This window comes from Burkholderia cepacia (assembly GCF_029962485.1).
Taxonomy (GTDB): Bacteria; Pseudomonadota; Gammaproteobacteria; order Burkholderiales; family Burkholderiaceae; genus Burkholderia.
Genome location: NZ_CP073639.1, coordinates 124943 through 142462 on the forward strand (window position 1 = coordinate 124943; position 17520 = coordinate 142462).

Below are 17520 nucleotides of genomic sequence, written 5' to 3' on the forward strand. Positions count from 1 at the left end.
GGGCCGGATCAGGCGGCAGCCGGGTGGAAGGTGAGCGCGAGGCCGTTCATGCAGTAGCGCAGGCCGGTCGGCTGTGGGCCGTCGTCGAACACGTGGCCGAGATGGCCGCCGCAGCGCCGGCAGTGCACTTCGGTGCGGACCATGCCGAACGTCGTGTCGATATGGGTGTCGACCGCGTGGTCGAGCGGCTTCCAGAAGCTCGGCCAGCCCGTATGGCTGTCGAACTTGGCGGCGGACGAGAACAGCGCGAGGCTGCAGCCGGCACAGGCGAACGTGCCGGTCCGGTGCTCGTCGTTCAGCGGGCTGGTGTACGGCCGCTCGGTGCCGGCTTCGCGCAGGATCGTGTATTGGGCGGGCGTGAGCCGGCGATGCCATTCGGCGTCGCTGAGCGTGACCTCGAAAGGGGCCGCCGGTGTGCTGGCCGGCGGTGCGGCGAACGCACGGCCGACCAGCGCACGGCGGCCGGCGGACGACAGCGCCGCGAGCGCGGCAAGGCCGGTGGCGCCGGCGAACAGCAGATGTCTGCGGGTGGGCATGATGGGCTCCTGGAAGCAGGTCCTGAAAACATGCGCCTATCGTAGGCAGCGGCCGGTGTCGAAGTCCTCACGGAAAGTTAAATGAATTGTGATGATTTACCGGGTGTTCCGACCGTGTCCGACGAAATCCGTCTGAGCCCCGTCGGACAAGGGTTTGCGGGGAATCGGTGGTCCGCCCGATTCCGCCGAAATCCCGCGCGAGCCGCAACTTTTTAGTGTCTTTTTAGTGTTCGTGGTGTGGGGTAGGCTCTGTTCAGGATGCGCGGGCCGATCGGGTCACGATATCGATGGAGGGCGATCATGGGTGCACTGACGGTCAGGCAAATCGAAGCTGCGAAGGCGACCGGAAAGCGGTATTTCCTGTCGGATGGGCGTGGACTGTTCCTGCGCGTCGGCCCGGCCGGTGGGAGGACCGGGTTTGTTCGCGTCAGTATCAATGGCAAGCAACGCGATAAGCCGCTCGGCAAGACGTGGGTGCGCTCGACAACCGATGCGCAGTTATCGCTAGAGGATGCGCGCGCAGCGGCTGAGACGATTCGTTCACAGGCGCGCGACGGTGTGGATTTTCTCGAAGCGAAGAAGCGTGAACGCCAGGCCAAGGTTGAACAAGCGGTGACGGCGGACCTCACGTTCGGCGACTTATTCGATGCGTGGTTCGCGACGATCAACAAGAAACGCGGAAAGAAAGGCCGAAAGGATGGCGGTAAGTCGCTTCGAGGTGCGATGGAGAAGCATGTGCTGCCGACCATTCGTGCGCACCGGATCGCAGGCGTGTTTGCGTCGAACGTTCTGCCGTTGCTTACCGCGATTTCCGATGGGGGGTGCAACCGGCAAGCGGTCGAGATGTTGGTAACCATCCAACAAATGATTCGGTGGGGCGGGCTATCCAACAAGCCAGATCATCGACAAAGTGACGCGTCCAGAGCGCGTGCTGAACACGCACTACATGATGCCGCCCAACGCGCGAGCGGTAGAGCTGATGTCTTGCGGAAAAACGGACGGGCAAGTGATTGCCTTGTTGCAAGACACGTTGCCGCGCTATGGACTCACGCCGTACATCGTGCAACGCGAAAGCATCGGCTTCATCTTTAACCGCATCTGGGCGGCGATCAAGCGCGAAGCGCTCGCCGTCGTTGCCGAAGGTGTCGCGTCGCCGGCGGTCGTCGATGCGATCTACATGCAGACTACGGGTGGCGAGGCCGGGCCATTCCGTCGAATGGGTGCGGTTGGACTGGACGTCGTGCTGGGCATTGAAGAGCATTACGCACACGTGCGTCCCGGGCTCCCCGAAGGGCCGCGCGAGTTGCTCAAGCGCATGATTGCCGACGGGCATTTCGGTATGAAGAGCGGGCAGGGCTTTTACGACGATTATGCGAAGCGCGGCGAAGGAGCGAAGTCATGAGCGGGCACGGGATTCATGCCCGCCTGCTGGTCCTGGAAATCCGGCCGCCGCGTCTGCTGTCGATGGCGGAAGACGGTACAGACCTTCGTGTGTTGATCGCCGATCTCGGCGCAACGCCTGACGGTATCCGGGTCGATCGCCGGCGCGGGCACATCTACTGGACCAACATGGGCGCGGATTTCGATGCGCCGGACGGCACGATCGAGCGATGCGACCTTGATGGCACAAATCGTATCGTGCTGATCGGCGGTGGCCGGATCGTTACGCCGAAGCAGTTGGAACTGACCGATACGCATCTGTACTGGTGCGATCGAGAGGGAATGGCCGTCATGCGTGCGCGGCGTGACGGCAGCGATGTCGAGGTGTTGGTGCGGCGTGGCGAAGGAGAAGCCGATCGCGCAGACGAGATGCGTCACTGCGTCGGCATCGCAGTTGACGTTGCGGGTGGCTATGTCTACTGGACGCAGAAAGGACCGGACAACGGTGACCTGGGCCGCATTTTCCGCGCACCACTTCAACTGCCGATTGGCGCGACGCCGGATGCGCGTCCCGACATCGAATTGCTCATCGACAAACTACCGGAACCGATCGACCTCGAACTCGATGCGCCCGAGGGGTTGCTGTACTGGACGGACCGTGGTTCGCCACCCGACGGCAACAGCTTGAATCGCGCTCGAGTCGACGCTGCCGGTCTGAGCGGCCACGAAATCGTTGCGCGCGGACTGCAGGAGGGCATCGGTTTGGCGCTCGATACATCAGCGCGCGTTGCGTACGTATCCGATCTCGGTGGCAAGATTCGCCGCATCGGGCTCGATGATGGCGTGTCAGCAGTCGTACGCACGTTTGGTCCGACAACAGGGCTGGTGCGCTATGTGCCGGATTGATATTCCACAAGGGCGTCGATCACGTTGATGGTGTCCGGTGGCGCGGGATGGCGGGATTTCGCGCCCTCGGTCCCGCTTCGCTGCAAATCGGCCGCGAATGCAATATATTTCGCGGTGATCGTGGCGTGCGGCAATCGAGTCCCTTCATCGTGGAAACGTATCGCCTTCACCACTACCGACCGACACCTGAAATAAATCAGGCTCAACCGTATCAGCGACTTATGTTCTCGAAGACATTCCGGACCCTCGGCGTGGTTGCCGCGATTTTCGCGCTCCATGCGGAAGCACAATCCACCGAACCGACGACGGTCCCCGAACAACTCCCGTATGACATCCCCTACGGTCCGCCCATCAAGCTGGCGCAGGCACGCACCATCATTTCGGCAGCCGAAGCAGAGGCGCGACGTCGAAACTGGAAATATGCTGTTGCCGTCGTCGATAGCGGCGGGAATCTGGTTTCGTGCGACAAAATGGACGGCACACAACTCGCATCTGTTGAAATCGCGGAAGCAAAGGCGCGAGCGTCGGTGCGTTTTCGAAGACAGACCAGGGATATGCAGAACGCAATCAACAACGGGGCGACCGGCAACCTCAGCATTCCAGGCATTCTCGCCGGAGAAGGAGGTATCCCGATCGTGATCGACGGGCAGCTGATAGGCGCCATCGGGGCCAGCGGCGGTGCGGGTGTGCAGGATAGCGTCATCGCGGCCGCGGGCGCTGGGGCAATCAGGTGAGTCGCAGCGTCATTCGCCCTCGGTCGCCATGCAGTGTCGCTGCCGGTCATTGCGACAGGCATGGTGTCGATACCGCGAGAATACTTTCAAATAAATAATAAAAATCTGACGTTTTTATTTCGGCCAGTTTTTCACTTGCTCTGGGCCGGTGACGGTCCGATGGATTCGGCGTTCGATTCCATCGCGAAAATACGCGAATCGGCCGATATCGATACACTGCTGCCTTCTCGATGAAAATTTTAAGCGAGTACTGGACGCACGAATGGAACCGGTTCCATAATCCGACACCCGTGCCATGTTCAGCTTGAAAGAACCAATCCGATTTACACGACGTATGCAATACTTTGCTCAACCGGCAACGATCGTTTGACGGTGCGTCTGGGCGGGCGGAGCAGTGCCGTGGAGAGGAGCAGGTCGGCTGTTGCGGCCCGAGGCGACTCCCGTCGCGGAACATTCGGAAGAAAGCATGCGAGCAACCTCTCGCGAAAAAGACGAAAACCACATGCCCTCACACGATCATGAAAGGCGCGTCACTGCACGCGCCGGCGTTACCCGGAGAGCGGCCCTGAAGGTCATGGCGGCGGCGCTGACGCAAGTCGGGCTGTTCACCTCTGCGCCCGAATATGCATTCGCGCAGCAGCCGTCGCTCGACGGCAAGACCTTTCTTGCGCTATCGCAAGCGCTGACCGGCCACGCGAATCTCGACCCGGCGACGGCTTTGCGCCTCGCCGACGCATTCCATCGCACGGACGCCGGTTTTGCCGCGCGTGCGGCCGCGCTGGCGCAACGCGTCCGCGCCGGCCAGACCCCCGCACAACTGCTGGCCGATGCCGACGGCGCCGGTCTGCACGACACGGCACTCGCGATCGTCGCTGCGTGGTACACGGGCACCGTCGGGCATGGCCAGAAGGCCGTGATGGTCACGTATGCCGATGCGCTGATGTACGACACCGTCCACGACGGCATGAGCGCGCCGACCTATTGTTCGAACGGACCGCTGTGGTGGACCGCCGAACCGCCGCCGGCCGATGTCGCGCCGCCCCGTAAAACGGTTGCGTCAGCAACCAACCCGCACCTGCAAAAGCGCGTCTGATTCCCATGAGAACTCCCGTATTTGAATCCAGCGGCGACGTGTCTGCCGACGTCGTGATCGTGGGGTCCGGCGTAGTTGGCGGCCTGATCGCCGACCAGTTGGTCAGCCAGGGCCATTCGGTGTTGATCCTCGAATCCGGCCTGCGCATCGAGCGCGGGCAGGCGGTCGAGAACTGGCGCAACATGCCGTTCGACAATCGCGTCGGCTCGGACTTCCAGGGGCTCTATCCGCAGGCGCCGAATGCGCCGGCCCCGCTGTATTTCCCGAAGAACAACTACGTCGGCCTGAGCGGTCGTGACGGGCAGAGCTTCCAGCAAGGCTACCTGCGCACCGTCGGCGGCACGACGTGGCACTGGGCTGCTTCGAGCTGGCGGCATCTGCCGGTTGATTTCCGGATGAAGTCGACGTATGGCGTCGGCCGCGACTGGCCGATCTCCTATGACGATCTCGAGCCGTACTACTGCCGTGCAGAAGAGGAAATGGGTGTCGCCGGGCCGAGCGATCCGGCCATGCAGTCGCCGTCGCAGCGCAGCCGCCCGTATCCGATGGACATGGTGCCGTGGGGGCATGGCGACCGGCGCTTCGCCGAAATCGTCAATGCGCACGGTTATCGGTCGATCCCGATTCCGCAGGCGCGCAGCACGCGGCCATGGCATGGCCGTCCGACCTGTTGCGGCAACAACAACTGCCAGCCGATCTGCCCGATCGGTGCGATGTACAACGGCATTCATCATATCGAGCGCGCGGAACGCAAGGGCGCGAAGGTGCTCGCCGAATCGGTCGTCTACAAGATCGACACCGATGCGCACAACCGCGTGACGGCCGTGCACTGGTACGACGCGTCGCGCAAGTCGCACAAGGCGAGCGGCAAGATGTTCGTGCTCGCGTGCAACGGCATCGAGACGCCGCGCCTGTTGCTGCTCGCCGCGAACGAGCGCAATCCGCGGGGCATCGCGAACGGTTCGGACCAGGTCGGCCGCAACATGATGGATCACTCGGGCTTCCACTGCACGTTCCTTGCGAACGAGCCGATGTGGCTCGGCCGCGGCCCGGCACAGAGCAGCTGCATCGTCGGCCCGCGCGACGGCGATTTCCGCGGGCAGTATTCGGCGAACAAGATGATCCTGAACAATATCTCGCGTGTCGGGCCGGCCACGCAGCAGGCGCTGAAGCTCGGCCTGGTCGGCCAGGCGCTCGACGAGGAAATCCGGCGCCGCGCGATATACGGCGTCGACCTGTCGATCAGCCTCGAACCGCTGCCGGATCCGAACAACCGCCTGACGCTCAGCAAGACGCGCGTCGACCCGCTCGGCCTCGCATGCCCGGACATCCACTACGACGTGGGTGACTACGTGAGGAACGGCTACACCGCCGCATGCAAGCAACTCACGCACATCGGCCGCCTGTTCGATGCAGTCGAGTTCAACATCACGACGACGCTGAACGCGAACAATCACATCATGGGCGGCACCATCATGGGCTCCGATCCGAAGAATTCGGTCGTCGACGGAGACTGCCGCACGCACGATCACGCAAACCTGTGGCTGCCGGGCGGCGGCGCGATGCCGTCGGCATCCGTCGTCAACACGACGTTGTCGATGGCAGCTCTCGGCCTGAAGGCCGCGGATTCGATTTCCGCAAGCCTCGCGAAGGGTTGATGCGATGAAACACACGATTCAACGACAACTTAGGCTGCTGCGCAGCGCCGGCAATCGCACGGCCGTCGCACTTGGACTGTTCGGCATCGTTTGCGGGTCACCCGCGTTTGCGCAGGAGGCGGCGGCCGGTACGACATCGGCGGACGCCGCGCTGATCGACAAGGGCCGTCAGATCGCGGTCGCAGCGGACTGCATGGCATGCCATACGGCGCTCGACGGCGGCAAGCCGTTCGCGGGCGGGTACGGCATCGCGTCGCCGATGGGGCAGATCTATTCGAGCAACATCACACCGTCGAAAACAGCCGGCATCGGCAATTACACGGAGGTACAGTTCGCGCGCGCGCTGCGCGAAGGCGTGCGCGCGGACGGCGCACACCTGTATCCTGCGATGCCGTATACGTCCTACAGCGGCCTCAGCGATGACGACGTGCACGCACTTTACGGCTACTTCATGCATGCCGTGAAGCCGGTCGACGAACCCGCGCCGGTCACGAACCTGCCGTTCCCGTTCGGCATGCGCGTGGCGATGGCGGGCTGGAACATGCTGTTCCTGTCGAACAAGCGTTTCGAACCCGATCCGGCTCACGACGCGCAGTGGAACCGCGGCGCCTACCTGACCAACGTGCTCGCGCACTGCAGCGCGTGCCACACGCCGCGCAACGCGCTGATGGCCGAAGACTTCGGCCGTGACCTGGGCGGTGCGCAGCTCGGCGCGTGGTATGCGCCGAACATCACGTCGGACCCGGTGAGCGGAATCGGCGCGTGGACCGACGACGAACTGGTGTCGTACCTGAAGACTGGCCGCGCACCCGGCAAGAACCAGGCGGCCGGTCCGATGGCGGAAGCCGTGCAGAACAGCCTGCAGTATCTGTCGGACGCGGACCTGCAATCGATCGTCACGTATCTGCGCAGCACGAAGCCGATCCGCGACGAGCGCGAATCCGTCCCGGCATTCACGCATGGCCGAGCGGTCAGCAGCGAAGGGACGCTGCGCGGCACGTCTGCGCTGAATGCGAACGGCACGCTGACGACGGGTGCGGCACTGTTCAGCGGCTATTGCGCGAGCTGCCACCGGGTCGACGGCAAGGGCAGCCCGAGCCAGGCCTATCCGTCGCTGTCGAACAATACCGCCACGGGCTCGCGCAATCCGTCGAACCTGATTGCGGCGATCCTGTACGGCGTCGATCGCGAGGCGGGTGGCCAGCATGTGCTGATGCCTTCTTTCGGCGAGGATTCCTACGTCCAACCGCTGAAGGATGATCAGATCGCCGCGATCGCGACCTACGTGCTCGCGCAGTACGGCAATGCCGACGTGACCGTGACGCCGGAAGACGTTGCCGTCGCGCGCAACGGCGGCCCGGTTCCGCTGCTCGTGCGGGCGCGTCCGCTGATGATGGCGGCGCCGGTCGTTGTCGCGCTGCTGATCATCTTCGGCATTATGTTCCGGCGACATCGGGCAAGTCGTGCTGCCCGCACAGGCATATCGCCTGACAAGGTGGCTGGTCGCAGGTGACGATCGGAGCGTCGGAGATTGATTCGACATCCTGCCCGATTTGCCTGAAGATGTTTGAAGCGCGCCGGATTGTCGTTGACGGCGAATCGCATGCATGGCGCGAAGGCTGGGCCGAGAACAGTATCGATCGCGGCCAGGCGATGATGACGGACGGGCACTGGTCATCCAACCCGCCTGGGTTCCCGCCGTCATAATTTCCTCATCCGGCGGCAGCGGTTGTCGCCGGAGCACGATAGCGCATCGAGGATCATGTCCGACCTGTTTCACACTGACCCGCGCCAGCCGCTCGCCGAGGCGCTGCGGCCGACGACGCTTGCCGACGTGATCGGTCAGTCACACCTGCTCGGCGAGGGTAAGCCGCTATGGCGTGCGTTCGAATCGGGCAAACCTCACTCGATGATCCTGTGGGGACCGCCAGGCGTGGGCAAGACCACGCTTGCGCGGCTCACCGCGCAGGCGTTCGATTGCGAGTTCATCGCGCTGTCCGCGGTACTTGGCAGCATGAAGGACATCCGCGCCGCGATGGCGCGTGCGCAGGATGCACTCGAGCGCAACGGTCGTCGTACGATCCTCTTCGTCGACGAGATCCATCGCTTCAACAAGGGCCAACAGGAAGCGCTACTGCCATTCGTCCAATCGGGGCTCGTGACGTTGATCGGCGCGACTACGGAGAACCCGAGCTTCGAAGTGAGCCGGGCCTTGCTGTCGCACGCGCAGGTCCACGTACTGACACCGTTGACCGACGACGAATTGCGTCGCCTGTTCGAGCGGGCGCGCGACACCGCACCTGGCGAGCTGGCGTTCGACGGCCAGGCGGCCGATACGCTGATCAGCTACGCGGACGGCGACGCGCGACGCCTGCTAAACCTGCTCGAGCAAGCCTGGTCGGCAGCGACGGCGGCAGGTGTGACTACGATCGATGCGGCTTTTGTCACGGGTGCATTGACGGTCGGCGCGCGGCGATTCGACAAGGGCGGCGAGAACTTCTACGACCAGATTTCAGCGTTGCACAAATCGGTGCGTGGCTCGAATCCGGACGCGGCGCTCTATTGGCTGTGCCGGATGCTGGACGGTGGCTGCGATCGCAAATACCTCGCGCGCCGGATCGTCGCGATCGCATGGGACGACATCGGGCTCGCTGATCCTCGCGGGCCCCGGATGGCGAACGCCGCGGTCGAAGCCTGTGAACGGCTTGGTGCGCCGGACGGCGACCTGGCGCTCGCGCAGGCAGTGCTTTACCTCGCGTGTGCGGCGAAGAGCAACGCCGGCGGCATGGCGTTCATGCAGGCGAGGGCGTTTGTTCGGCAAGACCTGCCGCGCAACGTGCCGCAGCATCTGCGGGACGCGCCGGCGCAGGTGCTGCGCGCGCTCGGGCACACGTATCGCGATCCGCATGGTGAACCGCATGGGTACGCGGCGGGAGAAACCTATTTGCCGGACGGAATGTACGAGCCGCATTGGTACCAGCCAGTGCCGCGTGGGGTCGAGGCGAGGATCGCAGAACGGCTTGCCTGGTTATGCACGCTCGACCGAGGCGCAGGCAAGCGCGACTGACGCAGAGCTGCGTTCGTCAAGCGCTGTCCGGTTGATCGAGCGTGCCTGATTGGCTCCCTCGGTATCTCACTATGCGGCACCCAAGGACATGAACAGGAGCGTGTGTTTACTGACCTGCGGTGGAATTTTGTAGTCAATCAGGCAGTGAGTCTCGCGTCGATATTATCGGAATCCAGCCAGGCTCGACGGACCGTGGCAGGAGGTTGATAGCGATGCGCGCTATGGGGCCGACGCTCGTTGTAGAACTGCCGCCAGCGTTCGATGAGCACCTTGGCCTCCGCGCGGCTGCGGAACCATTCCCGGTTCAGCAATTCGTCACGCAGCTTGCCGTTAAAGCTCTCGACGAATCCGTTTTGCCACGGACTGCCGGGCGCGATGAAGGCCGGACCGATTGCAGCGTCTCGTAGCCGGTGCATGACCTTGGCGGCGGTAAACTCAGCGCCGTTGTCAGACCGAACGAACGCGGGCTTACCGTACAGCCGCATCAGTCGCGACAGCGTCAAGATCACATCGTGCGACCGCAAGCTGGCGCCGACTTCGATCGCCAGGCACTCGCGGGTGTATTCATCGATCACGCAAAGTATCTTCAACGCCCGCCCGTCCACCAACTGGTCATGCACGAAGTCGTAGCTCCATACCGAATTCGGCTGTGTCGCACCGGGCAAGCGAATGTCGTTGCCACAACGACGACGGCGAGGACGCCGCCGCGGAATGTTGAGCTGCAAGGCTCGCCACATTCTCCGCACGCGCGATTCGCCCAGCGCCAGCCAGGCCGACATCCGCCGGTAGCCAAAGCGCGGCACTTCCTGAGCGGCCGCAATCAGTCGCTCGCCCAGGCTCCGATCCTTCTCTGGTTGCTTGTTCCTCGCGACGGATGAATTCATGACGCATATCGCAGGTGCTTTTCGGCCGCTTGCGGGTGAAGCAACTGGGCTCGCCGTCCTCGAGCAGTCGTCGACGCGTGACTTCAACTGAGTGAGATGCTGAGTTGTTGCATCCGCAGACTCCGCGAGGATTCCGTTGGAAGTTCCTGACGGTATCGATGACGGTATCCGCGCAGAAATCGTTCTCACGCGTCCAGATTTTATGGTCGTGCAGTGAAAGCGCGGGTTGATGCTCGGACGCAGTCCGTCAAAAGCTGATAACTGTCGACCGGGTTTTTCGGTATCGAGGACGGTATCGCCGGCACCTGCGGTGGCGAGAATCTCTTCCCCACAAGGGTGCGACCGCTGGATTGACAATCGAGTGGGTGTCAAGAACTCCGGCATTGGATCATCGAAGTCAGTTCAGGTCCAATGCCACGGACCTTTTTGAGTCTCTCCCAACTAGACAAGACGTCGTTCAAGATCGGGGGCTCGCCGAGGCGAGAGGCGAGGGTTTGTCTTGCCGACTGGACTCGCGCCGCATGGGGCACCTTGCCCAAGATCGAAGCCAGTTTGGCGACATCAATCAGTTCGATGCGCTCGATCAGGCCTTGGGGGTCACTCCGAGGGCGCAGGGCCAAGATTGCGCCCTCGGTCTGTGCGTAGGCCATCACCGCCTCGAAGTCCTCTTTGGCTTTCAGGCCGCGAAACTTGTGGTACTCGGACAGCGCGGAGTCCGTCAGGGCAGGCCGCCGCACGGTGGCGCCAGCCTCGACGTCGTGGTGCAGGGCAGAGGAACGGCGGGCAGCAGGGATTCTGCTCGGAAATCCGCGGACTCCCATCGCCGCTCGCCACATGTCGCCGTCGCTTTTTAGTGTTTGCGCGAGATGCGAGGAGTCGAGTATTAGGGGGCTGAACGGAAAGCCTTGGGGGCATTGGCTGACGGGACAGGCACAATCCAAAGTTAAATGAATCGTGAGATTGTCAGCGCGCAGGCGCCGCGCCCGCATCCGTCACAGCAGGCACACGCGACGCAGCGCGACCGTCCTCAGATACACCGATTTGTCGAGCCACGGCACGAACACATATTCGTCGTATGCGTCGCAACCGACCAGGATCCAGTGCGACAGAACGTTTGACATGGCGGTCTCCTCGATCCCGCTCGCTTCGAAGTGAAGCGGGGCGGCGCGTCACGATCGCGATCCGTCGTGCCCGCACACGGTATACCCCGCGCACACGGCTTCTATTCCAGCCGCCGCGCGATGCGCTTCATGTGCAGGATGTCGCACGTCGCCGGAATAAACGGGCCCGCGCCGCGGTATGCGGATCAGGTGCCGGACGCATCGACGGGGAGGGGCCAATGAGCGACGGGGAGAAGCAACTCGGGGACGTTCCGGACCGGTCGCAGTGCGATCGCGAATCCGCGTCGAGCGCGAACGACGAACCACGGCCGCCGGGGTTCCGGGACCGGATGCGCAGTGCCGCGCGAAGGCTGCAGCTCGGCTCCGGCATCATGTTGTGGATCTATATTTCCATACACATGGTCAATCACGCGCTCGGCATCTGGTCGATCGACGTCGCCGAGCGCGCCCTGCACCTGGCGATCGGCGTCTGGCAAAGCCGGCCCGGAACGATCCTGCTGTACGGCGCAGCCAGCCTGCATTTCGCGCTGGCGATCCGCACCATCTACGGTCGCCGGCACTGGAGGCTGCCGCCGGCCGAATGGTTGCGTCTGTGGGCCGGACTCAGCCTGCCGCTGCTGTTGATCCGCCACGTCGTCGGCACACGCGTCGCGACGTCGTTCTACGGCTTCGAACCGAACTATGCACGGGTCGTCGTGGCGTTGCTGACGAGTGGCACGCAGGGCCTGCAGATCGCGCTGCTCGCGCCGGGGTGGGTGCACGGCAGCCTCGGGTTGTGGTTTCATTTGCGCCGGCGTGCGTTCTTCCATCGCGCGAGGTTCGTGCTGCTCGGCGTGCTCGTCCTGCTGCCCGTGCTGTCGGCGGCCGGATTCGTGCAGATGACGCGCGCGGTGGTGCCGGGCAGTCTCGCCGCGCCGGTCCCCGACGCCGCGCTGGTTGCCCATCGCGCCGCGCTCGACAGCTGGCGGCATCTGCTCGTCGCCGGCTACCTGTCGCTGATCGTCGTCGCGTTCGCCGGCGGGCATTGGCGAAACCGGTTCGCGGGTGGCGTTTCGCGCGAGCAGCCGTGAACGGCGCGCGCGTCCGTGGCGCCCATGCCGGGGAGACGATCCGCATCTGTCGGCTGCCGGCTGCGTCCCGTGCGGGCGCGTTCCGGCCGGGCACGGTCTACTGACAGGAATTGGCATGGGCTTCGGCGATACTGTGCGCTTTCGTATTCATCGATCCGCGGCGCACGTCGACTCCCTTCCGTCATGACCACCACTCAGGTTTCCGCCCCGCTGAAGGATTCGTTGGGCGAGCAGCAATTCCGAACGCTGTCCGATGCGCTGCATGCGATCGAACCCGGTTTCGACCGCGCGGCATTTCTGGCGACGGCGCTCGACGGTCTCGACGACCTGACGCTGATGGAGCGCGTCAGGCGCGCCAGCGTGGCGATCGACGCGGCGGCGCATTCGTTGGCCGGCGGATACGACGCCGTGCTGGCGTTGCTGCAGGAGGCGGCGCCGCGATTGGGCCGCGGCTTCGTGTCGCTCATCGCGCCCGATTACGTCGGGCAGTACGGTCGGCACGCGTTCGATCGTTCGATGGACGCGCTGAAATGCTTCACGCGGTTCGGCACGTCGGAATTCGCGGTGCGCGAATTCCTGCGCATCGATACGGCGCGTGCGCTCGCAACCATGGAAGCCTGGTCGCACGACGCGGACGATGCCGTGCGCCGGCTGGCGAGCGAGGGAAGCCGTCCGCGCCTGCCCTGGTCGTTCCGCCTGCGCGACATCGAGGCCGACCCGGCGCTCGCGGCGCGGATTCTCGACACGCTGCGCGCGGACCCGAGCGCCTACGTGCGCCGCTCGGTCGCGAATCACCTGAACGATGTGGCGAAGTCGCATCCGGCCTGGGTGCTCGAGCGCGCCGAACGATGGGGCGGCGACCATCCGCATACGCGCTGGATCGTCCGGCATGCGCTGCGCACGCTCGTGAAGCAGGGCGACGCGCGCGCGCTGGCGATACTCGGTGCGGAAAGCGCGCCGCGTCTCGCCATCGGCCCGTTCGGCGTGACGCCCGCGCGGGTGGTGCTCGGCGAGTCGATCACGCTCGACTGTGAGCTGCATTCCACGGCCGACACCGCGCAGCGGCTCGTCGTCGATTACCGGATTGCGTACGTGAAGCAAAATGGCGAGACCTCGCCGAAGGTGTTCAAGCTGAAGGGGTTGACGCTCGAACCCGGCGCGCGCATCGCGCTGCGGCATAGCCGGGCGATCGGCGATTTCACGACGCGCCGGCACTATGCGGGCCGGCACGCGGTCGAGCTGATCGTCAACGGCCAGGTCGTCGCGCGGTCGTTCTTCGAGCTCGCCATGTGAGGATGGCCGGCCGGTTCGATCCAGGCAGGTGAAGCGGCGGGGGCGTGTTCTGGTCCGATCGCCACCCGGCGCACTGCATGTGCGCGACGATCGCGACCGGACAGCGAGCACGTCGAGCATCAGCACGACATCGACTGCGGAACAACCGACCAGTGCGGCCGCGCCATCAATGGTGATTCGCGCTGCCATCCACCCACAAAAGTCGACAAATCGGAACAGATTGGCCCGGCGTTCCTGCCTACCATTCCGACACGCCTCCCGGATTCCCGTACTCCCTCGGTATCGGCAGATGCGCCGCCCGCATCCTGCCGCCCGTCTTTGCCCCGCATCCTGACAAGCCGCCAAAAACGCAAAGGATTCGCCATGTCTGCAAGATCACTCGCTTCAGTCGCGCTGATGCTGCTGCTTGCCGCGTGCGGCGGCGACGCGGATTCGTCCGCACCGGCCGCCTCCGTCGCCGCGGCCGCGATGCGCGCGTCGCCGGCCGCCGCCTGGAAACCGCTCGTGCCCGGCACGAGCTGGCAATGGCAGATCGACGGCAATACGATCAACGAGACCGTGCTCGACCGCGTGAACAATCCCCGCAAGATGTTCGACGTCGACATGGAGCGGACCGATGCGGCGACGATCCGGCGCTTGAAGGCGAAGGGCATCTACGTCGTCTGTTACATGGAGACGGGCGGCCGGGAAGACGGCCGCGGCGATGCCGACCAATTTCCCGACAGCGTGCTCGGCTACCCCGTCGAAGGATACGAAGATCATGAGCGCTGGCTGGACATCCGCCAGACGAAGATCCTGATGCCGATCATGCTGGCGCGTCTCGACCAGGCGAGGAAAAAGGGCTGTGACGGCATCGAACCCGATCTGGACGACGGCTATCGGCAGGAAACGGGCTTTCCGCTGACACGCGACGACCAGCTGCGTTACAACACGGCGCTGATCGCCGCCGCGCACGATCGGGGGATGTCGATGGGCCTGAAGAACGGCTCGGGAATTGCCGTCGCGATGGCGAAGGTTGCCGACTGGGCGCTCAACGAGGAGTGCAACAAGTTCCACGAGTGCGACGGCTACGCGAGTTTCATCGCGCTGAACAAGGCCGTGTTCAATGTCGAGTACACGCACCCGGACGGCATGACGCTCGCCGATTTCTGTCCGGCCGACAACCGTGCCAACTTCGACGGCATCCTGAAGTGGTCGAGCGACACGCTCGCGGCGTTGCCACGTGCCGCGTGCCGGTTCGAGTGAGCGGCATCACTGCATGACGGCGCGGCCAACGCACCTTGCGTTTCGCTGGCCGCGCTTCGTCGTCGACACCCGCCGCAGGAGGATGCCGAAGCCTGCGTGACGCACGGCCGCCCGATGGCGCGCCCGCGGATGGATGCCCGTAAAATCCCGACGGCGTCCGTCACCGCCCCCGCACCGGTAAATCCTTCCCTGAACGGGAGGTCGCGTTTATGATCCGCCATGCAAGCGGTGGTCGCTGGAATCGCCTGATTGGTCGCACGACCAGTCCGTTCCTTCGGACACCGCTTTACTTTTGTGCCCGACCTTCACGCGAATTCACGAAGACCCCGTGTAACGTACGGTCTCGTCACTGCCGAACCGAAAGCGATCTGTAAATAACAATGCTGCCGACAAGTTATAACGCGTTGCTCGTTCTTCTTTCGCTCTTGATCGCCATATTGGCGTCCTACACCGTGCTGGACATGGCCGGGCGTATCAAGACCACGCAGGGGCACGCCGCACATTGGTGGCTGGTCGGCGCGGCTTGCGTGATGGGTACAGGCATCTGGTCGATGCATTTCGTCGGCATGCTCGCTTTCGCGTTGCCGATTCCGGTCGGGTACGATCCGGCCATTACATTGCTGTCCTTGCTGATCGCCATCGCCTGCTCCACGTGTGCGCTGTGGCTCGTCTGCCGGGACACGCTGAAGTGGTACCGACTGTGTGGCGGGGCGATGTTGATGGGGGCCGGCGTAGCGGGGATGCATTACACGGGCATGGCCTCCATGCGCATGTCGCCGGGCATCCAGTACGACCCGTTGCTCGTTTGCCTGTCGGTCGCGATTGCCGTGGCCGCATCGGGCGCCGTGCTGTGGATCGTCTTCATCCGGCGTGCCAACTCGTCTCGCGTGCGCCTGCTCAATCTGGGCTCTGCCGTCCTGATGGGGGCCGCCATCGCCGGGATGCACTACACCGGGATGGCCGCCGCCCGATTCCCGCTGGGCAGCATCTGCGGGGCGGCCGGCTCCCGCATGGACGCCGGCTCGCTGGCGCTGGTCATCATCGTCGCCACGTTGGCCATCCTCGCCATCGCGCTGGTCGTCTCCATCCTTGATCTGCGTCTGGAATCCCGCACAGCGGTACTGGCGACGTCGCTCGCCGAAGCCAATCAGGAACTGACGTATCTGGCGCTGCACGACAACCTCACCAAGCTCCCCAATCGCGTGCTGCTCGAGGACCGGATCGATCAGGCGATCCAGAACACCGACCGCGAGAAAGGGTGTTTCGCGCTGATGTTCATGGACCTCGATGGATTCAAGGCCGTCAACGACGCCTACGGTCATCATGTCGGCGATCTGTTGCTGGTTGACGTGGCGCGGCGCATCGGCGCGAACCTGCGCTCGCAGGACACGATTGCCCGTCTGGGGGGCGACGAATTCGTGCTGGTCGTGGCGGTGGACGAGCCTGCAGATGCAGCCGACGTGGCGGACAAGGTATTGGCGGTGATTCGGAGACCGTTCCGCGTGTCCGAGCACGAATTGCGCGTGTCGGCCAGTATCGGCATTGCGCTCTATCCGGGCAACGGCAGCGATTTCCGGGACCTGATGACCAACGCCGATGCAGCGATGTATCACGCGAAGGCGCTCGGCCGGAACGCGTACTGTTTCTTCGAAGCATCGATGAACGCGAATGTCCGCGAGCACCTGAAAATCGTGCAGGAACTCCGTCTGGCGCTGGAGCGGCGCGAACTGGTGCTGCATTACCAGCCGAAGTTCGAAGTGCCCCATGGACCGATCATCGGCGTCGAGGCGCTGTTGCGGTGGATGCACCCGACGCGCGGCCTCATTTCACCCGACCAGTTCATCTCGATCGCGGAAAAGACCGGCTTGATCGTGCCGATTGGCGAATGGGTGCTGGACGAGGCCTGCCGGCAGATGCGCGCGTGGTGCGATGCAGGTCGTACCGACTGGACGATGGCCGTCAACCTGTCGCCGTTGCAATTCGGTCACGCGAGCCTGATCCAGGTCGTGCAGGCGGCATTGCAACGGCACGCGCTGGAACCGCACTGCCTGACGCTGGAGATCACCGAATCCACCGCGATGCGCGACGCCGACGCCAGCTTGAGAATCCTGCAGCAGCTTCACGACATGGGCGTGCGCATTTCCATCGACGACTTTGGAACGGGTTATTCGAGCCTGCTCTATCTCAAACGCTTGCCGGCCAGCGAGCTCAAGATCGACCGGGGATTCATCCGGGATCTCGAACACGATTCGGAAGATGCCGCGATCATTTCCGCGATCGTCGCGCTCGGCCGGGCACTCGACCTGAAGATCGTCGCGGAGGGCGTCGAAACGACGGCGCAGCAGCAGTTCCTGACGCGGCTCGGTTGCAACTCGCTGCAGGGCTTTCTGCTCGGGCGCCCGATGCCGGCGGATCATTTCATCGAAATGACCACGCAAGGCAATGCGGTCAAGAACAGCTGATCCCGTCGACATCACGCATCCGGCAGCACCTGTGGGTTCGGCGCTGCCGCCGGCACGGGCGACTATGCGAC

The 17520-nt window shown here is 64.0% G+C and carries 14 protein-coding genes and 3 pseudogenes; 13 read left to right on the plus strand and 4 right to left on the minus strand.

Annotation, left to right across the window (positions count from 1 at the left end):
• Window positions 1-8: 8 nt before the first annotated feature.
• On the minus strand, window positions 9-536 hold the full coding sequence (gene msrB / locus KEC55_RS31675) for a peptide-methionine (R)-S-oxide reductase MsrB (RefSeq protein ID WP_282512557.1): 528 nt from the start codon (window positions 534-536) through the stop codon (window positions 9-11).
• A gap of 300 nt (window positions 537-836) precedes the next feature.
• Here msrB and KEC55_RS35175 point away from each other — a divergent pair.
• The 9 genes and pseudogenes from KEC55_RS35175 to KEC55_RS31715 all read left to right on the plus strand — a co-directional run.
• Window positions 837-1112 (plus strand): annotated as a pseudogene (locus KEC55_RS35175) (Arm DNA-binding domain-containing protein); the annotation flags it as partial.
• Between the two features lie 352 nt (window positions 1113-1464).
• A pseudogene (locus tag KEC55_RS35180) lies at window positions 1465-1539 on the plus strand (hypothetical protein); the annotation flags it as partial.
• Window positions 1540-1596: 57 nt separating this feature from the next.
• On the plus strand, window positions 1597-1938 hold the full coding sequence (locus KEC55_RS31685; RefSeq protein WP_282512561.1) for a 3-hydroxyacyl-CoA dehydrogenase family protein: 342 nt from the start codon (window positions 1597-1599) through the stop codon (window positions 1936-1938).
• Complete coding sequence (locus KEC55_RS31690) at window positions 1935-2822, plus strand: hypothetical protein (RefSeq protein WP_282512563.1); 888 nt, start codon at window positions 1935-1937, stop codon at window positions 2820-2822. The genes KEC55_RS31685 and KEC55_RS31690 overlap by 4 nt, the downstream gene beginning before the upstream one ends.
• Window positions 2819-3556, plus strand: a complete 738-nt coding sequence (locus tag KEC55_RS31695) for a GlcG/HbpS family heme-binding protein (RefSeq protein ID WP_282512565.1) — start codon at window positions 2819-2821, stop codon at window positions 3554-3556. The genes KEC55_RS31690 and KEC55_RS31695 overlap by 4 nt, the downstream gene beginning before the upstream one ends.
• Window positions 3557-3977: 421 nt before the next feature.
• On the plus strand, window positions 3978-4649 hold the full coding sequence (locus tag KEC55_RS31700; RefSeq protein ID WP_282512567.1) for a sugar dehydrogenase complex small subunit: 672 nt from the start codon (window positions 3978-3980) through the stop codon (window positions 4647-4649).
• A gap of 5 nt (window positions 4650-4654) precedes the next feature.
• Complete coding sequence (locus KEC55_RS31705) at window positions 4655-6307, plus strand: GMC family oxidoreductase (RefSeq protein WP_282512569.1); 1653 nt, start codon at window positions 4655-4657, stop codon at window positions 6305-6307.
• 4 nt (window positions 6308-6311) lie between these two features.
• The gene (locus tag KEC55_RS31710) at window positions 6312-7820 is read left to right on the plus strand and encodes a cytochrome c (protein ID WP_282512571.1); all 1509 of its coding nucleotides are present in this window, start codon (window positions 6312-6314) and stop codon (window positions 7818-7820) included.
• Window positions 7821-8069: 249 nt separating this feature from the next.
• The gene (locus KEC55_RS31715) at window positions 8070-9374 is read left to right on the plus strand and encodes a replication-associated recombination protein A (RefSeq protein WP_282512573.1); all 1305 of its coding nucleotides are present in this window, start codon (window positions 8070-8072) and stop codon (window positions 9372-9374) included.
• A 137-nt stretch (window positions 9375-9511) separates the two neighbouring features.
• Here the strand turns inward: KEC55_RS31715 and KEC55_RS31720 are convergent.
• The 3 genes and pseudogenes from KEC55_RS31720 to KEC55_RS31730 all read right to left on the minus strand — a co-directional run.
• Window positions 9512-10234: pseudogene (locus tag KEC55_RS31720) on the minus strand (IS3 family transposase); the annotation flags it as partial.
• A gap of 392 nt (window positions 10235-10626) precedes the next feature.
• Window positions 10627-11079: a hypothetical protein gene (locus KEC55_RS31725; RefSeq protein ID WP_282512575.1), complete on the minus strand. Its 453-nt coding sequence runs from the start codon at window positions 11077-11079 to the stop codon at window positions 10627-10629.
• A 171-nt stretch (window positions 11080-11250) separates the two neighbouring features.
• Window positions 11251-11379 (minus strand): hypothetical protein, encoded by a 129-nt coding sequence (locus KEC55_RS31730; RefSeq protein WP_279612993.1) that lies wholly within the window; start codon window positions 11377-11379, stop codon window positions 11251-11253.
• A gap of 329 nt (window positions 11380-11708) precedes the next feature.
• Here KEC55_RS31730 and KEC55_RS31735 point away from each other — a divergent pair, with 329 nt between their 5' ends.
• The 4 genes from KEC55_RS31735 (at window position 11709) to KEC55_RS31750 (ending at window position 17449) form a co-directional block, all read left to right on the plus strand.
• On the plus strand, window positions 11709-12449 hold the full coding sequence (locus KEC55_RS31735) for a hypothetical protein (protein WP_282513077.1): 741 nt from the start codon (window positions 11709-11711) through the stop codon (window positions 12447-12449).
• A gap of 69 nt (window positions 12450-12518) precedes the next feature.
• A complete protein-coding gene (locus KEC55_RS31740; RefSeq protein ID WP_348996018.1) occupies window positions 12519-13742 on the plus strand; it encodes a DNA alkylation repair protein in 1224 nt (407 codons plus the stop codon).
• A 363-nt stretch (window positions 13743-14105) separates the two neighbouring features.
• Window positions 14106-14987, plus strand: a complete 882-nt coding sequence (locus KEC55_RS31745) for an endo alpha-1,4 polygalactosaminidase (RefSeq protein ID WP_282512581.1) — start codon at window positions 14106-14108, stop codon at window positions 14985-14987.
• Window positions 14988-15367: 380 nt separating this feature from the next.
• Window positions 15368-17449 (plus strand): bifunctional diguanylate cyclase/phosphodiesterase, encoded by a 2082-nt coding sequence (locus tag KEC55_RS31750; RefSeq protein WP_282512583.1) that lies wholly within the window; start codon window positions 15368-15370, stop codon window positions 17447-17449.
• Window positions 17450-17520: the final 71 nt, after the last annotated feature.

What these genes read in the sequence shown, in the direction of transcription:
- msrB (WP_282512557.1), bottom strand. Translation starts at nt 536, where the DNA reads ATGCCCACCCGCAGACATCTGCTGTTCGCCGGCGCCACCGGCCTTGCC.
- KEC55_RS31735 (WP_282513077.1), top strand. Translation starts at nt 11,709, where the DNA reads ATGCGCAGTGCCGCGCGAAGGCTGCAGCTCGGCTCCGGCATCATGTTG.
- KEC55_RS31725 (WP_282512575.1), bottom strand. Translation starts at nt 11,079, where the DNA reads ATGGGAGTCCGCGGATTTCCGAGCAGAATCCCTGCTGCCCGCCGTTCC.
- KEC55_RS31750 (WP_282512583.1), top strand. Translation starts at nt 15,368, where the DNA reads ATGCTGCCGACAAGTTATAACGCGTTGCTCGTTCTTCTTTCGCTCTTG.
- KEC55_RS31745 (WP_282512581.1), top strand. Translation starts at nt 14,106, where the DNA reads ATGTCTGCAAGATCACTCGCTTCAGTCGCGCTGATGCTGCTGCTTGCC.
- KEC55_RS31710 (WP_282512571.1), top strand. Translation starts at nt 6,312, where the DNA reads ATGAAACACACGATTCAACGACAACTTAGGCTGCTGCGCAGCGCCGGC.
- KEC55_RS31730 (WP_279612993.1), bottom strand. Translation starts at nt 11,379, where the DNA reads ATGTCAAACGTTCTGTCGCACTGGATCCTGGTCGGTTGCGACGCATAC.
- KEC55_RS31715 (WP_282512573.1), top strand. Translation starts at nt 8,070, where the DNA reads ATGTCCGACCTGTTTCACACTGACCCGCGCCAGCCGCTCGCCGAGGCG.
- KEC55_RS31690 (WP_282512563.1), top strand. Translation starts at nt 1,935, where the DNA reads ATGAGCGGGCACGGGATTCATGCCCGCCTGCTGGTCCTGGAAATCCGG.
- KEC55_RS31705 (WP_282512569.1), top strand. Translation starts at nt 4,655, where the DNA reads ATGAGAACTCCCGTATTTGAATCCAGCGGCGACGTGTCTGCCGACGTC.